This window comes from Nostoc sp. DSM 114159 (genome assembly GCF_053470285.1).
The window spans coordinates 5316846-5335031 of record NZ_JBPFEH010000001.1; the positions used below are offsets into that span (position 1 = coordinate 5316846).

Here is an 18186-nt window from a genome sequence, read left to right on the forward strand (position 1 = left end):
CATGCCCCATGCCCTATGCCCTATACCCAACGCCTCATGCTCAATACTCCATTCTGATGTAGGATAACGGTGGCGACAAAATTGCAAATAAATGTAAAGAATATATATAGATATTAAAAAAGTAGATTTAGTCAATCACGTTATTTCACTTAGGTAGCTTCATGTCCATGACCACGATCGCCCCTGAGCAGGTTAACAGCATCGTTTGGAATCAGCATAACGATCCCTTTGAAATACTAGGTTCTCATCCTATACAGCAAGACGGCAAAACTGTCTGGGCTGTACGGGCCTACCTACCAAATGCAAGTGCAGCATGGGTGGTTCTTCCCGAACAACGCAAGGAATACCCAATGCAACCAGTGCATCATCCCCACTTTTTTGAATGCACGATTGACACTCCAGAACTGGCAAACTACCAGTTACGGATTAAAGAAGGGGAACATGAGCGTGTCACCTATGACCCTTACGCTTTCCGTTCTCCCAACTTGACAGATTTTGACCTGCATTTGTTTAGTGAAGGCAACCATCACCGGATATACGAAAAGCTGGGAGCGCACCCTACAGAAATAGGCGGCGTTAAAGGCGTTTATTTTGCAGTTTGGGCGCCTAACGCTCGCAACGTTTCATTGTTGGGAGACTTCAACCTTTGGGATGGACGTAAACACCAGATGCGTAAAGGCCCCACCGGGGTTTGGGAATTGTTTATTCCTGAAATTGGTGTAGGAGAGTCTTACAAATATGAAATCAAAAATTTTGAAGGACACATTTACGAAAAATCCGATCCCTACGGTTTCCAGCAAGAAGTTCGCCCGAAAACAGCATCCATTGTCACTGATTTAGATGCTTATAGTTGGAGTGATGAAAACTGGATGGAAAAGCGGCGTCGTACTGACCCGCTAACTCAGCCCATCTCAGTCTACGAAGTACATTTAGGCTCTTGGTTACACGCTTCGAGTGCAGAACCAGCGAAACTTCCCAATGGTGAAACTGAACCAGTAGTTGTCGTTTCTGGATTAAAACCGGGCGCACGTTTTCTTACCTATCGGGAACTGGCTGACCGACTCATTCCTTATGTCAAAGAATTAGGATACACCCACATAGAAATGCTGCCCATTGCGGAGCATCCCTTTGATGGTTCTTGGGGTTATCAAGTAACTGGGTACTATGCCCCTACCTCGCGTTTTGGCAGACCCGAAGATTTCATGTATTTCATTGACAAATGTCACGAAAATGATATAGGGGTAATTGTAGATTGGGTTCCCGGTCACTTCCCCAAAGATGGACATGGTTTAGCTTTCTTTGATGGTAGCCACCTGTACGAACACGCTGACCCCCGTAAAGGCGAACATAAAGGATGGGGTACTTTGGTGTTTAACTACGGTCGCCATGAAGTTAGTAATTTCCTCGCCGCAAATGCCCTCTTCTGGTTCGACAAGTACCACATTGACGGGATTCGTGTTGATGCTGTTGCCTCAATGCTCTACAACGACTATTGCCGCGAACCAGGAGAATGGCTGCCCAACCAGTACGGTGGCAGAGAAAACCTAGAAGCAGCAGATTTTCTGCGTCAGGTAAATCACATTATCTTTAGCTATTTTCCCGGTATTCTCTCAATTGCGGAAGAATCCACTTCTTGGCCAATGGTATCTTGGCCAACCTATACAGGCGGACTGGGCTTTAACTTGAAGTGGAATATGGGCTGGATGCACGATATGCTGGATTACTTCAGCATGGACCCGTGGTTCCGCCAGTTCCACCAAAATAACATCACCTTTAGTATGTGGTACAACCACAGCGAAAACTTCATGCTGGCTCTGTCCCACGATGAAGTGGTGCATGGCAAGAGCAATATCATCGGTAAAATGCCAGGAGATACATGGCAGAAGTTAGCTAATGTGCGTTGTTTATTTAGCTATATGTTTGCTCACCCAGGCAAGAAAACCATGTTTATGAGCATGGAGTTTGGGCAGTGGAGTGAGTGGAATGATTGGAATGATTTGGAGTGGCATTTATTACAGCATGAAGCCCACCAACAGTTAAGAACGTTTTTCCGGGAATTGAACCATCTCTACCGTTCGGAACCAGTATTGTACACCCAGGATTTTGCCCAACCGGGGTTTGAGTGGATTGACTGTAGCGATAACCGCCATAGTGTAGTTGCCTTCATGCGTCGTGACAAGGATTCTGATGATTTTGCGATCGTAGTTTGCAATTTTACACCGCAACCCCATTCTCACTACCGCATCGGTGTACCGCAAAAGGGATTTTATACGGAGTTGTTCAATAGTGATGCGCGTCAGTATGGCGGCAGCAATATGGGCAACTTAGGTGGTAAATGGACAGATGATTGGTCTTTGCACAGTCGTCCTTATTCTCTGGATTTGTGTTTACCACCTTTGGGTGTGTTGATTCTCAAGTTGGATAAGAAGAAGACTGCTGAGGTAATTGGATAAAAATGTGGGGTGGGTGCTGCCCCAATACGCTTCGGTTAAAGGGGAAGGTGGGGTCCCCTCTGGGGATAAGGGGCGAGGGAAAAGGGAAAAGGTATTGGTTTTGAATACATCCTTTACCCAATACCTCCAAACCCATTCCCCAGACCACACTCGATTGTGAAAAATGCTTATCCGAACCGTATTGGGTAGACTTCTTGGCATTTGTGGGGAATTGGGTTTGGGGTATGGTTCGACAAGCTCACCAACCAGGGGAAAGCGGCTCATAAAAACCCTTTTCCCTTTTACCTTTTCCCTTTCCCCCCCTCTTGCAAAAGTTACTTTTGCAAGAGGTTTGGTGATGTCCCATCCTAAAGATAATTTCGCCTATTTACAGCTACTCAACCCAGTTTTCTAATGGACTCTGTGAAATTAAATATGCGTTATTACCTTTGTAGAGCCGTAGCATTGCTATGTCTCTACATTCTTTTATATAGCGATTTATTGACTCGCGATCGCTCTAAATTTTTTACCCGTAAAATTATACTTAGTACTCAGGGGAAGCTTACTACTGAAGTTTACGATGCGATCGCCCTATGCAAGTATTAGGTAGCGGGGGATATGGCTCAAAAGCCAAAATTTTGTATAGTACAAATGTATGATTTGTTAGCCTTGTCTTAGATATTTTATAATTTTATGACACAGATTAAGCCGGAAGTAAAGCGCACAGAAGAATTGCGCCAGTTATTGCAACAAGCAAGCTATGCTTATTACGTCCTAGATGCTCCAATCATGGAGGATGCAATCTATGACCAGCTATATCGAGAATTGCAACAATTAGAAACTCAATATCCAGAATTGACAGCACCCGATAGTCCGACTCAGCGCGTAGGTGAGAGACCGGCAACACAGTTTACCTCGGTGCGGCACAATATCCCCTTGTATAGTCTGGAGAATGCATTCAATATTGATGAGTTGCAAGCATGGGATCAGCGTTGGCGGCGACAAGTACCGAAAATAGATTCAGTGGAATATGTCAGCGAACTGAAAATTGATGGTTCTGCTTTGGCTCTAACTTACCAAAATGGCATTCTAGTTAGAGGGACAACTAGGGGTGATGGGGTAACGGGTGAAGATATTACCCAAAATGTACGGACAATTCGCTCTATTCCTTTACGTTTGAATTTTGAAGGGTTAGAAATTCTCGAAAGGGTGGAAGTGCGAGGCGAGGCGTTTTTGCCGTTGGAAGTATTTAAACAAATCAACGAAGAAAGGCAAAAAGCCAGCGAGCAATTATTTGCCAATCCCCGCAATGCCGCAGCTGGTACACTCAGGCAATTAGATCCCCGCATAGTGGCTAAACGGCGCTTAGATTTCTTTGGCTACACCTTGCACATTCCTGGTAGGGATGACACCAGTATTGCTAATACCCAATGGGAAGCGTTGGAGTTGTTGGAAAAGATGGGTTTTCGAGTCAACCCCAAACACAAACTCTGTGCTTCGATCGCAGAAGTGGCAAAATATTACGAATACTGGGATACGGAACGGCTGAATTTACCTTATATGACTGATGGGGTAGTAGTAAAGCTGAATTCTTTTAAACTTCAGGAACAGCTAGGATTTACGCAAAAATTTCCCCGATGGGCAGTAGCCTTAAAGTACCCAGCCGAAGAAGCACCTACCCGTGTGGAAAATATTGCTGTAAATGTGGGACGAACAGGGGCATTAACGCCATTAGCAGAGATGCGCCCGGTGCAACTGGCGGGAACAACAGTTTCCCGCGCCACTTTACATAATAGCGATCGCATTGCTCAATTAGATATCCGCATTGGCGATACTGTGATTGTCCGCAAAGCTGGGGAAATCATTCCAGAAGTGCTAAGGGTAATCAAAGAACTCCGTCCTGCTGACACCGAACCTTTCGTTATGCCCACCCATTGTCCAGTCTGCGGTCAATTAGTGGTGCGAGAATCCGGTGAGGCGGTGACTCGATGCGTCAATGCTTCCTGTGCGGCGATTCTTAAAGGTTCCATTGAACATTGGGTAAGTCGTGATGCCTTGGATATTAAAGGTATGGGCGAAAAGCTGGTATATCAACTCGTTGATAAAGGTTTGGTGGATTGTGTTGCCGATTTATATGAGTTGACAGCAGAGAAGTTATCTGCATTGGAAAGGATGGGGAAAAAGTCGGCAGAGAAATTAGTGGATGCGATCGCTCAGTCAAAAAATCAACCTTGGTCAAGGGTATTGTATGGTTTAGGCATCCGTCATGTTGGCAGTGTCAACGCTCAATTGTTGACTCAGAAATATTTTACTGTAGAGCAGTTAGCAACAGCAAAGCAATCAGATATTGAAGGCATTTATGGTATTGGTGCTGAAATTGCTCAATCTGTGTACCAGTGGTTTCGGATTGATGCTAACCAAAGGTTGATAGAACGCTTGCAAGCAGAAGGATTGCAATTAACAGCTACTGAGGAAACAAAAATAGTTGGGGATGGTAATCAAAAGTTCGCAGGTAAAACTTTTGTAATTACAGGTACATTGCCAACTTTGAAGCGAGATGAAGTGAAGGCGTTGATTCAAAAAGCTGGGGGAAAAGTAACTGATTCAGTAAGTAAAAAAACTGATTATTTAGTGTTAGGAGAAGATGCCGGTTCCAAGTTAGACAAAGCAATTTCCTTGGGAATTGCGCAGTTAAATGAGACGCAATTGTTGGAGATGCTTAAAGATTAAAATCAGGTAAATAGCCTGGAAAGCTATATATTTCGGGAACGAATCCAGGCAATTAATCCATATTTATCAATTAGCTCAAAAGTATAACCGCTCCAACCTGTATTATTTTCTTGGGTGATAAAATCTGCTTATGTTTTATATTTTTTCGACTCTGGTATCAATACATATTTAGCACTCCTTAATACTTAACTAATACCAATTCGTAATTAAGAAAGTCAGGTATGATCTGGGTTTCGGGGTTTGAATCTGTTGCCAGATTTTAGAGAATTGGTATAAATATAACTTCATAATCCCTTTTGCGGAATTTTGATATCTTCTTGTGTATCAAACTTTATTAGCTTATATCTTGCTTCTAGAGCGAGTCTACAAGCGTCTTGATTCTCACCGGAGTGAGCAAAGGCGGAGCGTCTCCGGCTTTGCTCCTGTTAGCGGTAGCGGGGCGTTTAGCCCATTGTGACTCCTGAATTCTTCAATCTCATTTATCTGAAAGCTGGGTGCAAGATATAAGCCAATACGAACAAAAACAATTAAATTTTTGTATATTTACAGAGATTTGTTATGAACAAAAGACAACAGGTTTTTAACGGCATTGTCTTGTGGTTGGGACTATTATTCCTGAGTTTAATGCTACAAAACTTTTACAGTGTATTGCAATATATTTTCTTTTTGCGAGTACCTATAATTGTTGGTTTATTGCTGTTATTCTTGCCAACAATTTCAGTGAATCCTGGTTTATCAGCAATGTTAAAAAACTTATTTGTACTGCGCGCTAATAATCAGTTGGTTGTAGTTATTGGAGGTGCAGTTTTAGCAGGACTGGCTACGATACAAGTTTTCGATATCATCTTGTATAATTCTCATCTTCGTTTTGATGTACCTCAGCAGCAAGTAATTCCAGTATTTCTCCAATATTTAATCGCTATTATCTTAAGTCTTCCAATTGCCATCAAGGCAACTCAGCTTTCTAAAAAAGAAATACAAGAAGCAGATCGTAGCTGGGAAGGTTGGGGAATTATATTTGGCATCATTGCAGGAGCTTTATTGTTAATAACCAATTACTTTAACAAGTATTTTTTTGAACATAATCAGTTTTTAAAACAGGTTTTATTGAAAATAATTTATTTTTTACCAGAAAGAATACAAAGGGGTTATGTAGATGTAGATGGTAATTTATCTTACGGGATTGCTGCAATCACCGTATTTTCAGTTTTTCTATTAATTGTTTATGGGTTAGGTTATTTTATCTTGAAACCTCACCCAATTAGTAATAGGTTTGAAGCTCCTGCTCTTTTTTATATTACTCTCATTTTGTCAGTTATTGTAGTGTGGATAGGAGGAATTTCTTACTTTATTGATGTGTCTCGCATACCTACATTGCTATTATTTTTAGCAATTTCATCTGGTTCTTATGCTATTTTTCAGGTAGACCATTTTTACAAAATATACTCAAAAAATAACTGGCTAAAACCAGCAAAAGAAAAGTGGATAAATGTTATCTCTCAACGTCTGAAAAATCAACAAACTGAAGATAAAACTTTAGTAGTAGTTTGTGCTAGTGGTGGAGGTATTCAAGCATCTGGATGGACAGCTAAAGTTTTGACTGGTTTACAGCAAGAACTTGGATCTAAATTTACCAAAGCTATTGGTTGGATAAGTTCGGTTTCTGGTGGTTCTGTCGGAACAATGTTTTATTTGGATAGATTTGGAGATCGGGGTTATCCAGAAGAAAATCAATTAAAACAGATTTTTCAAAGCGCTACAGAAGATAGTTTGGATGCTACAGGCTGGGGATTTGCTTATCCAGATTTACTTCGTTTTGTTGGTTTACCTTTTGTCGTACCAAAAGAGAAAGATACTACAACTGAGCAAGACCGTGGTACTGCTATCGAAATAGATTGGAAAGGGGAAATGAAAAATCCCAATGCAAGTTTAGGTAGCTGGAGTGACAAAATTGACCAAGGAATTATTCCTATTCCTATTTTTAATGCAACTTTAGTTGAAGATGGACGGCGTTTTTTAGTTAGTCCAATGACTTTTAGTCCGCATAAGGATTGCAAATCTATAGATTTTAATACCCTTTATCCAGAATATGATATTGATGTGACGACAGCCGCTAGATTATCTGCCACTTTTCCTTATGTATCTCCTGTGTGTCGTCCTAGTCAAGACACTAGATGGAATTATCATATAGGTGATGGTGGTTACTTTGACAACTTTGGTATTGGTACTAGCATAGATTTACTGAATCAACTATTAGAATCTGAGCAATCTTCCCAAATTAAAAAAGTTGTTTTAATCCAAATAAATGCTTTTCCTGATGATGAGAATCCCCAAAAAGAAAAAGGCGCTCCGGGATGGCAGATGGAAGTTATTGGTTCATTGCTCGCTTTATTAAATGTTCGTAGTGATACACAAAACGAAGGCAATACATTAAATATAGAACTTTTGACAGACAAGTATAAATGCGGCTACAAGCATGATGAGCCGGAAAAAGTGCAGCAATTTTTAAAAGATAAATCTTGCCAAAAAGGAATACAAATTATGCATATTCCCATTAAATTCCCTCGTGGTAAAATTAATCCTCCACTTTCTTGGCAATTAACTCAAGAACAAAAAGAAGCTATTCAAAATGCATGGGAAGAATGGAAAACAAGCCACTCTGATATTATTTCTGAACTAAAAAAGATATTTCCAGAGTGATGAGTATTAATTCATATAATGATTTAGAATTTCTGTAATAATCCTCTTCGATTTATAAGCCGCAGATTTCCGACCCTAAATCTCTCTCCCAAGCTTGGGAGAGGGACTTTGAAATTGCCTCTACTCAAACGGGGGCAAGTTATTCGGGTCAATACCTTGAGATTGTAAGTAAGCAATTAGTCGTTCTTTTTGCTGGCGTTCAACTTCTGCGCGTTGGCGTTCTTGTTCAATCTGTTCTACAGCCCACGGTAATAAATTACCATCTCGATCCCACCAGCGTAACCAATAACCAGTTCGCGCTTCTTTTGTTCCTTGCCAAGTTCCCAAAAATAAGCCCATTACATCAATCCAATGACGACCATTTTCGTCAGGTTGCTTTAACTCATAGCGTTTATTTTCCAGTTGATAATATTCTAATAAACCGCCATCAGGTTCAAAAATTATGTAGATGGGAATTTGCAAAATTTGCTCGTAGAAAAACCATTTTCCTGGTGGATAAGTTCGCTTGACCGAATATTCTCCACCGTCAGTATCGGATAAAAATTCGATCGCGATCGCCGGAATATCTCCTTCTAAATTGGGTGTATAACTTTTACGGTTAGCCACCACTTGATTAACCGACGGCACATAAACCCAGTGTGGTGCCTTGGCAATAAATTGCTCGTTGACTGTCGCACAAAGACCAAAGTTTGAAGCTATCAACATCTGGGGTTGGATGAATCCACTGATTTCTAGGCTTTCACGCAAAGCACCAGCTAAAAGTGGCTGACCGGTATTCTCCACTGGTTCATCCTCTAGTTGAAAATCTTTGGGTAAGGCTTCCCAAGAGATTACCAGTTCTGTTGGTGATTTGGCTTGGCTGAGTTGGGTTGCCATAAACACAGCACGAATTTATTCTCGATCTTATCGCAAGCGATACTAGGAGCAAAAAAAGGGGCAGAAAACCCGCCCCCTATTTAACCAGGAAAGTAAAAATGCTCTAAAGCAGTACTTTAGCTAAAATCGGTTCCACACTCTTAGAAATCTCTGGCACATACACCTGTGAAACGTAGTCGGCAATCATCCTGTCGGTGTTGAATAACGGCGCATTCGTCTTAATGGACGTTTTCATCATTTGCACCCAACGGTGAGGAATGCCTTGGGCATCTTGGTCATAGTATAGAGGAACGATTTCTTCTTCTAATAGCTGATAAAGCGATCGCGAATCAATCCCATCTTGCAATTCTTGATCGCTAGTATGAGCATCTTCACCAATTGCCCAACCGTTAATTCCTTTACCATCGGGCCCTGTTTGGTAGCCTTCGCACCACCAGCCATCTAAAACGCTGCAATTAAGACCGCCGTTGAAGCAGACTTTTTGTCCACTTGTACCAGACGCTTCCAAAGGACGACGGGGATTATTTAACCAAACATCCACGCCTTGCACCAATTTTTGACCAGTGTAAATGTCGTAATCTTCAATAAAGGCAACTCGGTTGATAATCCCGGAATTGTGACACCACTCCATCAAGCGTTGGATAATCCGCTTACCTTCTTCATCGGCTGGGTGCGCTTTACCTGCAAAGATAATTTGTACTGGACGTTGAGCATTACCAAAAATCTTCAGTGCGCGTTGGGCATCGCGCAAAATCAGATCCCCGCGTTTATAAGGGCTGAAGCGTCTGGCAAATCCAATAGTCAAGACATTGGGATCGAGTAATTTTTCTGTTGCTTGAATGAGTTCATAATTTTCGCCACGCAACTCCCGTGATTTCTTTACCTTATAACGGGTGAAGGCAATCAATCTTTCTTTGAGAATGAGATGCCGCGACCACAATTCTTCATCGGGAATCTCGTCAACTTTAGCCCACATTTTGGGATCGACGGCGCGATTTTTCCAATCTTCTCCCAAATATTCCTCATATAAGTCACCTAACAAGGGTGCAGTCCAAGTGGGTGCATGAACGCCATTGGTAATGTAACCAATTGGTACTTTATCTTCGGATCGCTGCGGATAGAGAACTGTCCACATTTTACGGGAAACTTGACCGTGCAATTCACTTACGCCATTACAAGCACGCGACATCCGCAATGCTAAAACGGTCATGCCAAAGGGTTCCCAAGGATCGCCCAATCGCCTTGCACCCAATGCTAAAAATTGTTCGCGAGAAAGTCGCAATTGCGGCCAATAGCTGGCAAAGAAGGAATCGATTAAATCGGGTGAGAAGACATCATGACCAGCGGGAACGGGGGTATGAGTGGTAAATACGCAACTATTCCGTACCTTGGCTTCGATATCATAGAACGATTTACCAGTCCGCTCAATTTCTACCCGCGCAACTTCTAAGGTGCAGAATGCAGCGTGTCCTTCATTGAGGTGATAAACAGAAGGTTCAATTCCCAAAGCGTGTAGGGCGCGAACACCGCCAATTCCCAAAACTACTTCTTGAGCAATGCGGGTTTCCAAGTTGCCACCGTATAGGTGTCCCGTTAGCCAACGGTCAATGGGATCGTTATCGTGGCGATCGCTATCTAATAAATATAAGGTGACTCGCCCAACTTGCACTCGCCAGATTTGCACTTTTACAACTCGTTGGCGAACTTGTAACTCGATAGTCAGCGATTCCCCTTGCTCATTTTTAATCAACTCTAAGGGCATGTGGCCAAAGGGATTGTCAATATAATAATCTTCTTGCCAACCTTGGCGGTTCAAGCGTTGCCGAAAATAACCTTGGCGGTATAACAAGCCAACACCAACCAACGGCACACCCAAATCTGATGATGATTTCAAGTGATCCCCGGCGAGAATTCCTAAACCACCAGAGTAGACGGGTAGAGACTCATGGATGCCAAATTCGGCGCAAAAGTAAGCAATAGGATGCTGTTTGGATACTTGCGGTGCAACTCGACTAACCCAGGTATCTTGCTGGTTAATGTATTGGTCAAATTCACGCGCGAGGGCGGATATCTGCTTTAGATAAAATGGGTCTTCTGCTAATTGCGTCAGACGCTCATAAGTTGCCGACTCTAAAATTGCGACTGGATTATGCCCACAGCGTTCCCATTCTTGGGGATCGATGCTTTGGAATAGAGAGATGCGATCGCCACTCCAACTCCACCAATAGTTATAAGCCAAATCTGCTAAACGTTTGAGCGGTGAAGGTAACTTTTCACTCAAGTGTCGTGCTGCGGTGATTGCACTGCTATTAGCCATACTAAATCTATGTCCTCGCGCTTAACTTTTTCTCTATGTATCGGGAACTGGGGAAGAAGCAAGGGAGCAGGGAGCAAGGGAGAATTTTCCCTTTTGCACCCTGCCCGATGCCTCTTTTCCATGCCCAGTCCCTTTTATTTACTCTTCAGGTTTATAACACCGGAGCCTTCACGTGCTGAATTCTCCCCTGAAGTTGGAACAGTTTCTCGACATCAAACCTTATCCAAGTAAATGGTTTGTATTGTTTTCGTCTTCTAAAAATTATCTCTACTTTTGGACAGATTTAATATGTTTTTTCTATCAAATTCGTTGACATTATTTTACTTTTTTTATTGTATTGTAAATATTTATTTACATTTTTACAATCAGCAACTAAAGTTATTTATATGTCTTGATAATAGTCAATTTTTAACTACAGCTACTTGCATCCTAATAATGCTTTTTATCTGAATTTCTTTTATTCCTTGGTAGTAAACCATTGTAGTGGCAAAAATTTCATAACATTTGTTACGGTTTTTAAAGTTTTTAATTCTGGTATATCTGGTTTTAATTGTTCTGCGATCGCTAATTTTGGTTCAGCTTGTGTAGGTTGAAAATTATATAAATAAACAAAAGCTAAATAAATCCATGTGTAAGGATTTTGAGCATCATATTTAGTTAATTCTTTTAAATTTTGGATTAATTCTGGGACTTGGCGCTGTAAAAGTTGTGATAAGACTAAAGTGTAACGCCAATTTAAATTACTTGGCTCCGTTTGCAGATAATAATTAGCCGCAAAATCAATTTGTTTTAAATAATCCTGAGTGGGATCGTATTGATTGAAATGACCTATCTGCGCAAAGATATTATTTAATTTACCCTGTTGTAACTCTTGCGCTAGCTGTGAAGTTCGGGTAACTAAATCTAAAGCTGGCGATTTTTCTACTGTTCCTACATCTGTCACATTTACAGTAGTATCTGGAATATTTAAAGATGTGGTTTTGTTGTTTCTTCTATCTAAATATAGTGCTGATAGCTGATATTTTCCTAGTGGTAGTGTTTTCGGAATAAATGTAGCTAAAGCTTCTTTCACTCGGAAAGTTCCTTCAGGATGACATTTGATGCCACAGTATAAATTACCTAAACCAATAGCGTGATCGTGATACCAGGATGATTGGCCATTTTGCCATTTTAACAGTAATATACCATTTTGCAAATCATTCCATGAACCTGTTATTTCATAGTTTACAGGATTGTTTTTATCTAAAATTAATTGTTGAGAAATCGCCACTTTTTCTAAACTAATTGCAGACTCGCTATTATTGATTTTTTCAACAGTTACAGGAGGATTTTTACAGTTATATAAACGCATTTTATCTCCATGAGGTAATATCCAATCACCCTGTAATTTCAAATCAGTAGAAGATTCGACTAAAGATTTTAATTTCCTTTTAGTCTCTCCACTTTCTCCAGGTCTATATGGTTCATTATCCCTAGTAATATACCAACAAAAATATTGTAAATCTTGCTCTATCTGAGATAATTTGGTTGTTAATTTTCTACCAGATACGCGAAAATCTGCTAATGCCCCAAAATAATTTAAAGTATACTCATTTATCTGTGGTGTAGAAACAGGAATTACCCCTAAATTAGACCTTAAATATAAATTAGTTTCGGTTATTTTGTGTATCAATTTTTCTAGAGGATATTCTTTAGCATCATTATTAGGTAGATGTCTACCACCCCATGCTTGAATTAAGGGTAATGGAAACAAATTGTTTAGTAAAACTATGCAACTTAATACTAAAGTGGCTAATCTCAGTCTATCAAAATATCTATTCTCAACTAAATTAAATAAATCCGCCAATATTAAACTAATTATTGGAAAGCATGGCAGAATAAATCTAATGTCTTTATTTGTGCCCAAAGAACAAATTATATAGCTACTTACTAAGGTAACTAATAACCAAATTCGAGCCGATTTATGGAGATTTGCTGAAATTAAATTAGTAGTAGATTTATATTTAATCAGATAAACCAATAAAATGCCAATACTCGCACATAATATTGGTAAACCAACGCTTTCTGGGATCATTTGTGGATAGTATAGCCATCCAGCAATAGTTGTAGGCGAAGGATCGCCCTCGCTTTTTCCAACGTGGTTAGCGTTTAATGCTGATGTAATAATTGTTAACCAATTTAAGCCATACCAAAAACTACAAATTAACCAAGCTATTATCAAAGATAAGCAAGCTTGAATTAGTTTGATAAATCTACGTTTTCTAATAAAACTAATTAATACCCAAATACTAGGAACTAAAATAAAAATAAAACCTGTCGGTTTAGCCAACAAGATTAAACCTATTCCAACGCCCAATAGGATAGTTAATGCCCATGAGAAAAACCCAATATAACTATCTTTCCAAATTGTCAGGACTGTAAAAGTTACTGTAACAATTGCTGTTAAACCATAATCTAATAAATAATCTGTCCGAATAATTCCTAAAATAGGAAATAACACACAAAATATGCTGGCAGTTATGCTAATTTTTCGATTGTCAAATAAAAAATTACCTAAATGATATACTGAAACTATAATCATTGCAGTATACAATAAGTTGACCAAACTTGCTTGGTCATATCCACGGCCAAACAACATCAAAAATGGGACAGTGCAAATATATACAAAAGGAGCGCGATAACTCGGAGTTAATTGCCACAGAGATAACCACCAATCTCCTGAAAAGATATTGAAGTTTTGAAAAATTTCATAATGACGTAATGCTGTAGCTAAATGTGCGCTTTGATCGTAGGCTGGAATCGAGTCATCTAAGAAAAACCAAGTTCTATCTATAGCTAGTGCTATCAGCCAAATTACTAATAAAATGAGATAATCTTTTCGATACTGAGAATGGTCAAAATTACTCATATTTATTTGCTCAAAAACAAAGTTGAAACAATTATATATCTGTCATGTATCGACTTTTATTAATACCAAAATAAATATGTATAGTGAAGACCTATACCGCTTCCAAAGGTCAAGAGATTCTAGTAGCGGAAGATTCGCCGATTCAGACGCTGGCCGACCTAAAGGGTAAAAAGCTCGCTTTTGACAAAGGCTCAAGCGCTTATCATGTGTTTGTGCGATCGCAAGCAAAAGTCGGACTCGATTTTAGTGGCATTGAACCAGTTTATTTGACACAATCGAAGGCGCTGCCCCGATTTTGCCGAGGTGAAATCGATGCTTGGGTGATTTGGGTTTTCTACACAGCTACTCTTGCCCATTGCAGATTTAGAAAGCATAGGTGATAAAGCCTACTGGCGTGGCAAGGCTAAATTGTTGCAATAAATTTTTTTGTGGTGTGGGCCGAAAAGCCCGCACCGGACGGGCGAGACGCCCATCCCACAAGACTTTGTTAATGCACAATTTTTTTGCTTGCCACGCTACTACAGTTTACAGACTAAGCAAAACTGGACTTATTAATCTGACACTGACAATTTATACAGCTTTGCCTAAAATAGTAGACCTTTTGCAAAAGTGACTTTTGCTTTCCGGTTGGGAAAAGGGTGTATGTTAAAGGGTAAAAGGAAATTCCATTCCTTTCCCCTTTACCCCAAACCCAATTCCCCTACAAATGCCAAGAAGTCTAGTTACGTTTTTAAACGCAAAGCGACCCTAAAGAAAGAAAGCGCAGAGGTACACAGAGTTTTTTTTAGTCAGATTGTATACTCACTCGCGCGTTCAAGATATCGTGTGGCTATCTGAGCCGAATGCTTGCTCTGTAAGCCTAAATTTAAAGTTCTTGACGTGTCGGACGGATGATGATTTCATTCACATCAACATCACTGGGTTGCTCAATGGCGTATGCGATCGCACGGGCAATGGCATCTGCATCAATGGCGATTTCATAAAGTTGGTTAATTCCCGCTGCTGCGTCTTTATCGGTAATCGTGTTAGCCAGTTCGGTGGCAACGGCTCCTGGTGAGATATTAGTCGAACGGATTTCACCATTTGACTCTAACCGCAGCCCCTCAGAAATCGCCCGCACTGCGTACTTAGTGGCACAGTAGACGGCTGCTCCCGGAAACACCTTATGTCCGGCCACTGATGATAGGTTAATAACGTGACCAGACTTTTGCTGACGCATAATCGGCAACACGGCAGCAATTCCATAAAGAACGCCCTTAATGTTGATATCGATCATCCGCTCCCACTCCTCTACCTTTACTTGGTCGAGGGCAGAAAGCGGCATCAATCCGGCATTATTGATTAGCACGTCGATCCGGCTGTATGTACTCAAAGTTTCCTTGGCTAAAGCTTCCACTTGGGCGCTATCTGCTACATCCGTTACTTGATAGGTTGCAGTCCCTCCTGATTTAGCGATCGCTCCAACCAATTCTTTGAGCCGATCTTCGCGTCTGGCAGCCAGCATCAGTTTGGCTCCACTAGCAGCAAGTCGCTTGGCAGTTGCCTCGCCTAACCCACTGCTGGCTCCGGTGATGATTACCACTTTGTTTTCAATCAGAGACATATTTATTCCTGGGGATTATTGAGTATGGCTCGTGAAACATCGGGTGCTGTTTCAGATGAACTCAGCATTATTTAACCATATCAACTAGTTTGTATACTCGATCGACGTTTTTGTATGGTCAACATAACTAATCCAAACCGCTACAATACTTCTCGGGTAAAGCATTTTTAACTCGGAATCGGGTTTGGGGAAAAGGGTAAAGGGGAAGGGGAAAGGGCAATACACTAATGTTCTTTTCCCCAACAAGTTACGAAGCCCCTATTTTTAAATATGGAGAATAAAAAAAGAAGATTTTTAAGACACGTAGTGCGATAAGTAAGCCGCGTCCATATTTGAAACCCCTGCTTTTAAGTTACTGGTTCCCTTTCCCTTTCCCCTTTCCCCCTTTCCCTTTCTTCACCGTTCTTTGCCGCTTTTGCGAGTAAGTCACAGACTTCTTCATCGGTCGTTTGAGGAAAGCTTTCGTACCAAAGACCAACGCTCTGGAAAGGGTTGGGTCTGGAGATGCAAACGATTTCGTCAACCTCAGTTTCTAACTCTTGGCAAGTTTCAGGTGCAGCCACAGGCACAGCAATCACAATCTGAGCGGGTTGCTGTTTTCGCACAGTTACCACAGCAGCCCACATCGTTGCACCCGTTGCTAAACCATCATCTACCAAGATGACTGTACGTCCTTTCAAATCTTTTAAGGAGCGATTTTGGCGATAAAGGCGTTCCCGCCGCTCTAACTCCCGTTCTTCTTGTAGCGCTACCCTGGCAATTACTTCATCGGATATCTTCACCAGGTTAATAATATATTTATTGACTATCCGCACACCACCAGAAGCGATCGCTCCCATCGCTAATTCTTCTCGATCGGGCACACCCAATTTACGTACCACTAAAACATCTAAGGGAGCATTTAAGGTTTTGGCAACTTCAAAAGCAACGGGTACACCACCCCTTGGTAGCCCTAATACCAGAACATTGGGGTTGTTAGCATAAGCAGTTAACTCTTTAGCCAAAACTTGACCCGCAAACCTCCGATTTTTAAATAGCATGATGTAATATTCCTAATTGGTTTTCAAAAAAATAAATAAATATTTACAATACGTTTGTTATTAGGCTATCAACTTCAAAAAATGGAGCAATTGAATAAATTCCAAACTTGTTGTTATAGTTCAGATGTTCTAAATCGATCTTAGAAAGCTAAATATTTCCTGTCCTCCACTAACGGAGCGACATCTTCAATCTACAGTTCTATCAAACGGATGAGTTAGCTTTAATGCACAAGATTTCTGCATCTTGTGTTGAGACTATTTTACTATTCCCCACTCAATATCCTTCCCCAAATGGCTTGTTGAAATGAGATTGTGACGTGGTTAACTCTCACTGTGGGGGGTTTACTGCTGTAGGTAACTGGTGTTAGCGTGAAGCAAAGTTATAGGGCGATCGCAAAACAAGGGTAATATGGAAAACCTAATGTTTAAGTAGGGGTGCATTTGAAAACTGCTATAAGTTTTGCCACTTGCTAACATTTACTGTTAGACTTTTACTGAGTATCTTTTTTACTATAAATTGAAAAAATACTTAATTGTTAGCAGATGCAAAAATCTATGAAAATCCAGTGATAATGCAATTGTTAATTCTTCGCATGTCCCCTATTGCAGACCTTGTGTTGATATTATCTTTACATTATCTCTAAATTGTGAACATAAGATAATGCACCATCTGCTTGTTCGTTATATAATGCTTAATATTACAGAAAAAAGTCATCAAAGTTACCCAATTAACACTTTTGAATAAAAATTAATAGGGTAGAATTACTGAATATGCTTGAAAATCAAAAGAAGGGTGTTTTTAATGATCGGCTTAACCAATTCAGAAAACGGCACAGTTAGCAGCACAGCAGCTACTAAGAGACTGGCAAGGGCGATGATGGTTTCTGGTGGACAGTTTTCACTGTTATTAGCTTGTTGTAACAGTGTTCAAAAGCAGGAGCAAGTGCTGAATTTGCTAACAGAATTTTCATCGGCAGATATCCACGAAATTTTGCTCTCACCTACTGACGAAAAATTATACACAGCTATTAAAAGTGAAATTGGTACTACTCAACCCGAAGCTTTGATGGTACGAGGCTTAGAATCTGTAGTGGCAATTAACCAACTGATTACTAGTACCAATATCATGCGAGATGAGTTTCGGAAACAGTTTCAGTTTCCCTTGGTGTTGTGGGTCAATGATGAAATTCTGCGTAAGCTAGTCTGGCTAGCACCCGATTTCAAAGACTGGGCAGCTAGTACTATTAGATTTGATGTACCGAATAATCAGTTAATTGAATCTGAACAACCTATTAGCGCTTAATATTGCCCGAAATTGCTTTCAAAATCTTATATATGCTAAGTTGAGCCGAGCAAAACCGAAGCTCAGATTCTGTCAAATTATTTTCTAAAATTACTGTTATTTAACCCTCCTGACCAAGTAAGCTAAAAGCTCCTGAAAGCTATTTTCAAAATTAGAAGATAGTAAAAATTAAGGGTTATAACAATTAAAAATTAGACATCTTGCATCAAAAATAAAGAACTCCACCCCGCATTTGCTAAGGGAAACGCTCCCCTGCCCAAAACATCGGGGAGGATTT

At 40.5% G+C, this 18186-nt stretch carries 12 protein-coding genes; 6 read left to right on the plus strand and 6 right to left on the minus strand.

The genetic code is table 11. From position 1 onward, the window contains the following. Positions 1-161 precede the first annotated feature (161 nt). The 4 genes from glgB (at position 162) to ACR5KR_RS22060 (ending at position 7862) form a co-directional block, all read left to right on the plus strand. Positions 162-2453 carry a 1,4-alpha-glucan branching enzyme gene (glgB, locus tag ACR5KR_RS22045; protein WP_448268034.1) on the plus strand — a complete coding sequence of 764 codons (2292 nt, stop codon included), beginning with the start codon at positions 162-164 and terminating at the stop codon, positions 2451-2453. Positions 2454-2846: 393 nt separating this feature from the next. After that, complete coding sequence (locus ACR5KR_RS22050; RefSeq protein WP_448268035.1) at positions 2847-3038, plus strand: hypothetical protein; 192 nt, start codon at positions 2847-2849, stop codon at positions 3036-3038. 87 nt (positions 3039-3125) lie between these two features. Then, positions 3126-5162 (plus strand): NAD-dependent DNA ligase LigA, encoded by a 2037-nt coding sequence (gene ligA / locus ACR5KR_RS22055; protein ID WP_448268036.1) that lies wholly within the window; start codon positions 3126-3128, stop codon positions 5160-5162. 558 nt (positions 5163-5720) lie between these two features. Beyond that, positions 5721-7862, plus strand: a complete 2142-nt coding sequence (locus ACR5KR_RS22060) for a hypothetical protein (protein WP_448268037.1) — start codon at positions 5721-5723, stop codon at positions 7860-7862. 120 nt (positions 7863-7982) lie between these two features. Here the strand turns inward: ACR5KR_RS22060 and ACR5KR_RS22065 are convergent, their stop codons facing one another. The 3 genes from ACR5KR_RS22065 to ACR5KR_RS22075 form a co-directional block, all read right to left on the minus strand. Then, entirely contained in the window at positions 7983-8738 is a 756-nt protein-coding gene (locus ACR5KR_RS22065; protein ID WP_448268038.1) for a Uma2 family endonuclease, read from the minus strand. Between the two features lie 103 nt (positions 8739-8841). Beyond that, positions 8842-11055 carry an alpha-glucan family phosphorylase gene (gene glgP / locus ACR5KR_RS22070; RefSeq protein ID WP_448268039.1) on the minus strand — a complete coding sequence of 738 codons (2214 nt, stop codon included), beginning with the start codon at positions 11053-11055 and terminating at the stop codon, positions 8842-8844. Positions 11056-11512: 457 nt separating this feature from the next. Then, a complete protein-coding gene (locus ACR5KR_RS22075) occupies positions 11513-13963 on the minus strand; it encodes a hypothetical protein (RefSeq protein WP_448268040.1) in 2451 nt (816 codons plus the stop codon). Between the two features lie 83 nt (positions 13964-14046). Between ACR5KR_RS22075 and ACR5KR_RS22080 the strand changes: the two genes are divergently transcribed. Further along, a complete protein-coding gene (locus tag ACR5KR_RS22080) occupies positions 14047-14343 on the plus strand; it encodes an ABC transporter substrate-binding protein (protein ID WP_448268041.1) in 297 nt (98 codons plus the stop codon). Here ACR5KR_RS22080 and ACR5KR_RS22085 read toward each other — a convergent pair. The 3 genes from ACR5KR_RS22085 to ACR5KR_RS22095 form a co-directional block, all read right to left on the minus strand. Further along, a complete protein-coding gene (locus tag ACR5KR_RS22085; protein ID WP_448268042.1) occupies positions 14327-14461 on the minus strand; it encodes a hypothetical protein in 135 nt (44 codons plus the stop codon). The two genes, ACR5KR_RS22080 and ACR5KR_RS22085, sit on opposite strands and share 17 nt — an antisense overlap. 367 nt (positions 14462-14828) lie before the next feature. Next, positions 14829-15566 carry an SDR family oxidoreductase gene (locus tag ACR5KR_RS22090; RefSeq protein ID WP_448268043.1) on the minus strand — a complete coding sequence of 246 codons (738 nt, stop codon included), beginning with the start codon at positions 15564-15566 and terminating at the stop codon, positions 14829-14831. A 347-nt stretch (positions 15567-15913) separates the two neighbouring features. Then, the gene (locus tag ACR5KR_RS22095; protein ID WP_445630494.1) at positions 15914-16606 is read right to left on the minus strand and encodes a phosphoribosyltransferase; all 693 of its coding nucleotides are present in this window, start codon (positions 16604-16606) and stop codon (positions 15914-15916) included. 802 nt (positions 16607-17408) lie between these two features. Here ACR5KR_RS22095 and ACR5KR_RS22100 point away from each other — a divergent pair. Continuing rightward, positions 17409-17909 (plus strand): hypothetical protein, encoded by a 501-nt coding sequence (locus ACR5KR_RS22100; protein WP_445630493.1) that lies wholly within the window; start codon positions 17409-17411, stop codon positions 17907-17909. Positions 17910-18186: the final 277 nt, after the last annotated feature.

Coding starts and splice junctions, on each gene's coding strand:
- glgP (WP_448268039.1), bottom strand. CDS start 11,055: ATGGCTAATAGCAGTGCAATCACCGCAGCACGACACTTGAGTGAAAAG.
- ACR5KR_RS22095 (WP_445630494.1), bottom strand. CDS start 16,606: ATGCTATTTAAAAATCGGAGGTTTGCGGGTCAAGTTTTGGCTAAAGAG.
- ACR5KR_RS22060 (WP_448268037.1), top strand. CDS start 5,721: ATGAACAAAAGACAACAGGTTTTTAACGGCATTGTCTTGTGGTTGGGA.
- ACR5KR_RS22090 (WP_448268043.1), bottom strand. CDS start 15,566: ATGTCTCTGATTGAAAACAAAGTGGTAATCATCACCGGAGCCAGCAGT.
- ACR5KR_RS22065 (WP_448268038.1), bottom strand. CDS start 8,738: ATGGCAACCCAACTCAGCCAAGCCAAATCACCAACAGAACTGGTAATC.
- ACR5KR_RS22075 (WP_448268040.1), bottom strand. CDS start 13,963: ATGAGTAATTTTGACCATTCTCAGTATCGAAAAGATTATCTCATTTTA.
- ligA (WP_448268036.1), top strand. CDS start 3,126: ATGACACAGATTAAGCCGGAAGTAAAGCGCACAGAAGAATTGCGCCAG.
- glgB (WP_448268034.1), top strand. CDS start 162: ATGTCCATGACCACGATCGCCCCTGAGCAGGTTAACAGCATCGTTTGG.
- ACR5KR_RS22100 (WP_445630493.1), top strand. CDS start 17,409: ATGATCGGCTTAACCAATTCAGAAAACGGCACAGTTAGCAGCACAGCA.
- ACR5KR_RS22050 (WP_448268035.1), top strand. CDS start 2,847: ATGGACTCTGTGAAATTAAATATGCGTTATTACCTTTGTAGAGCCGTA.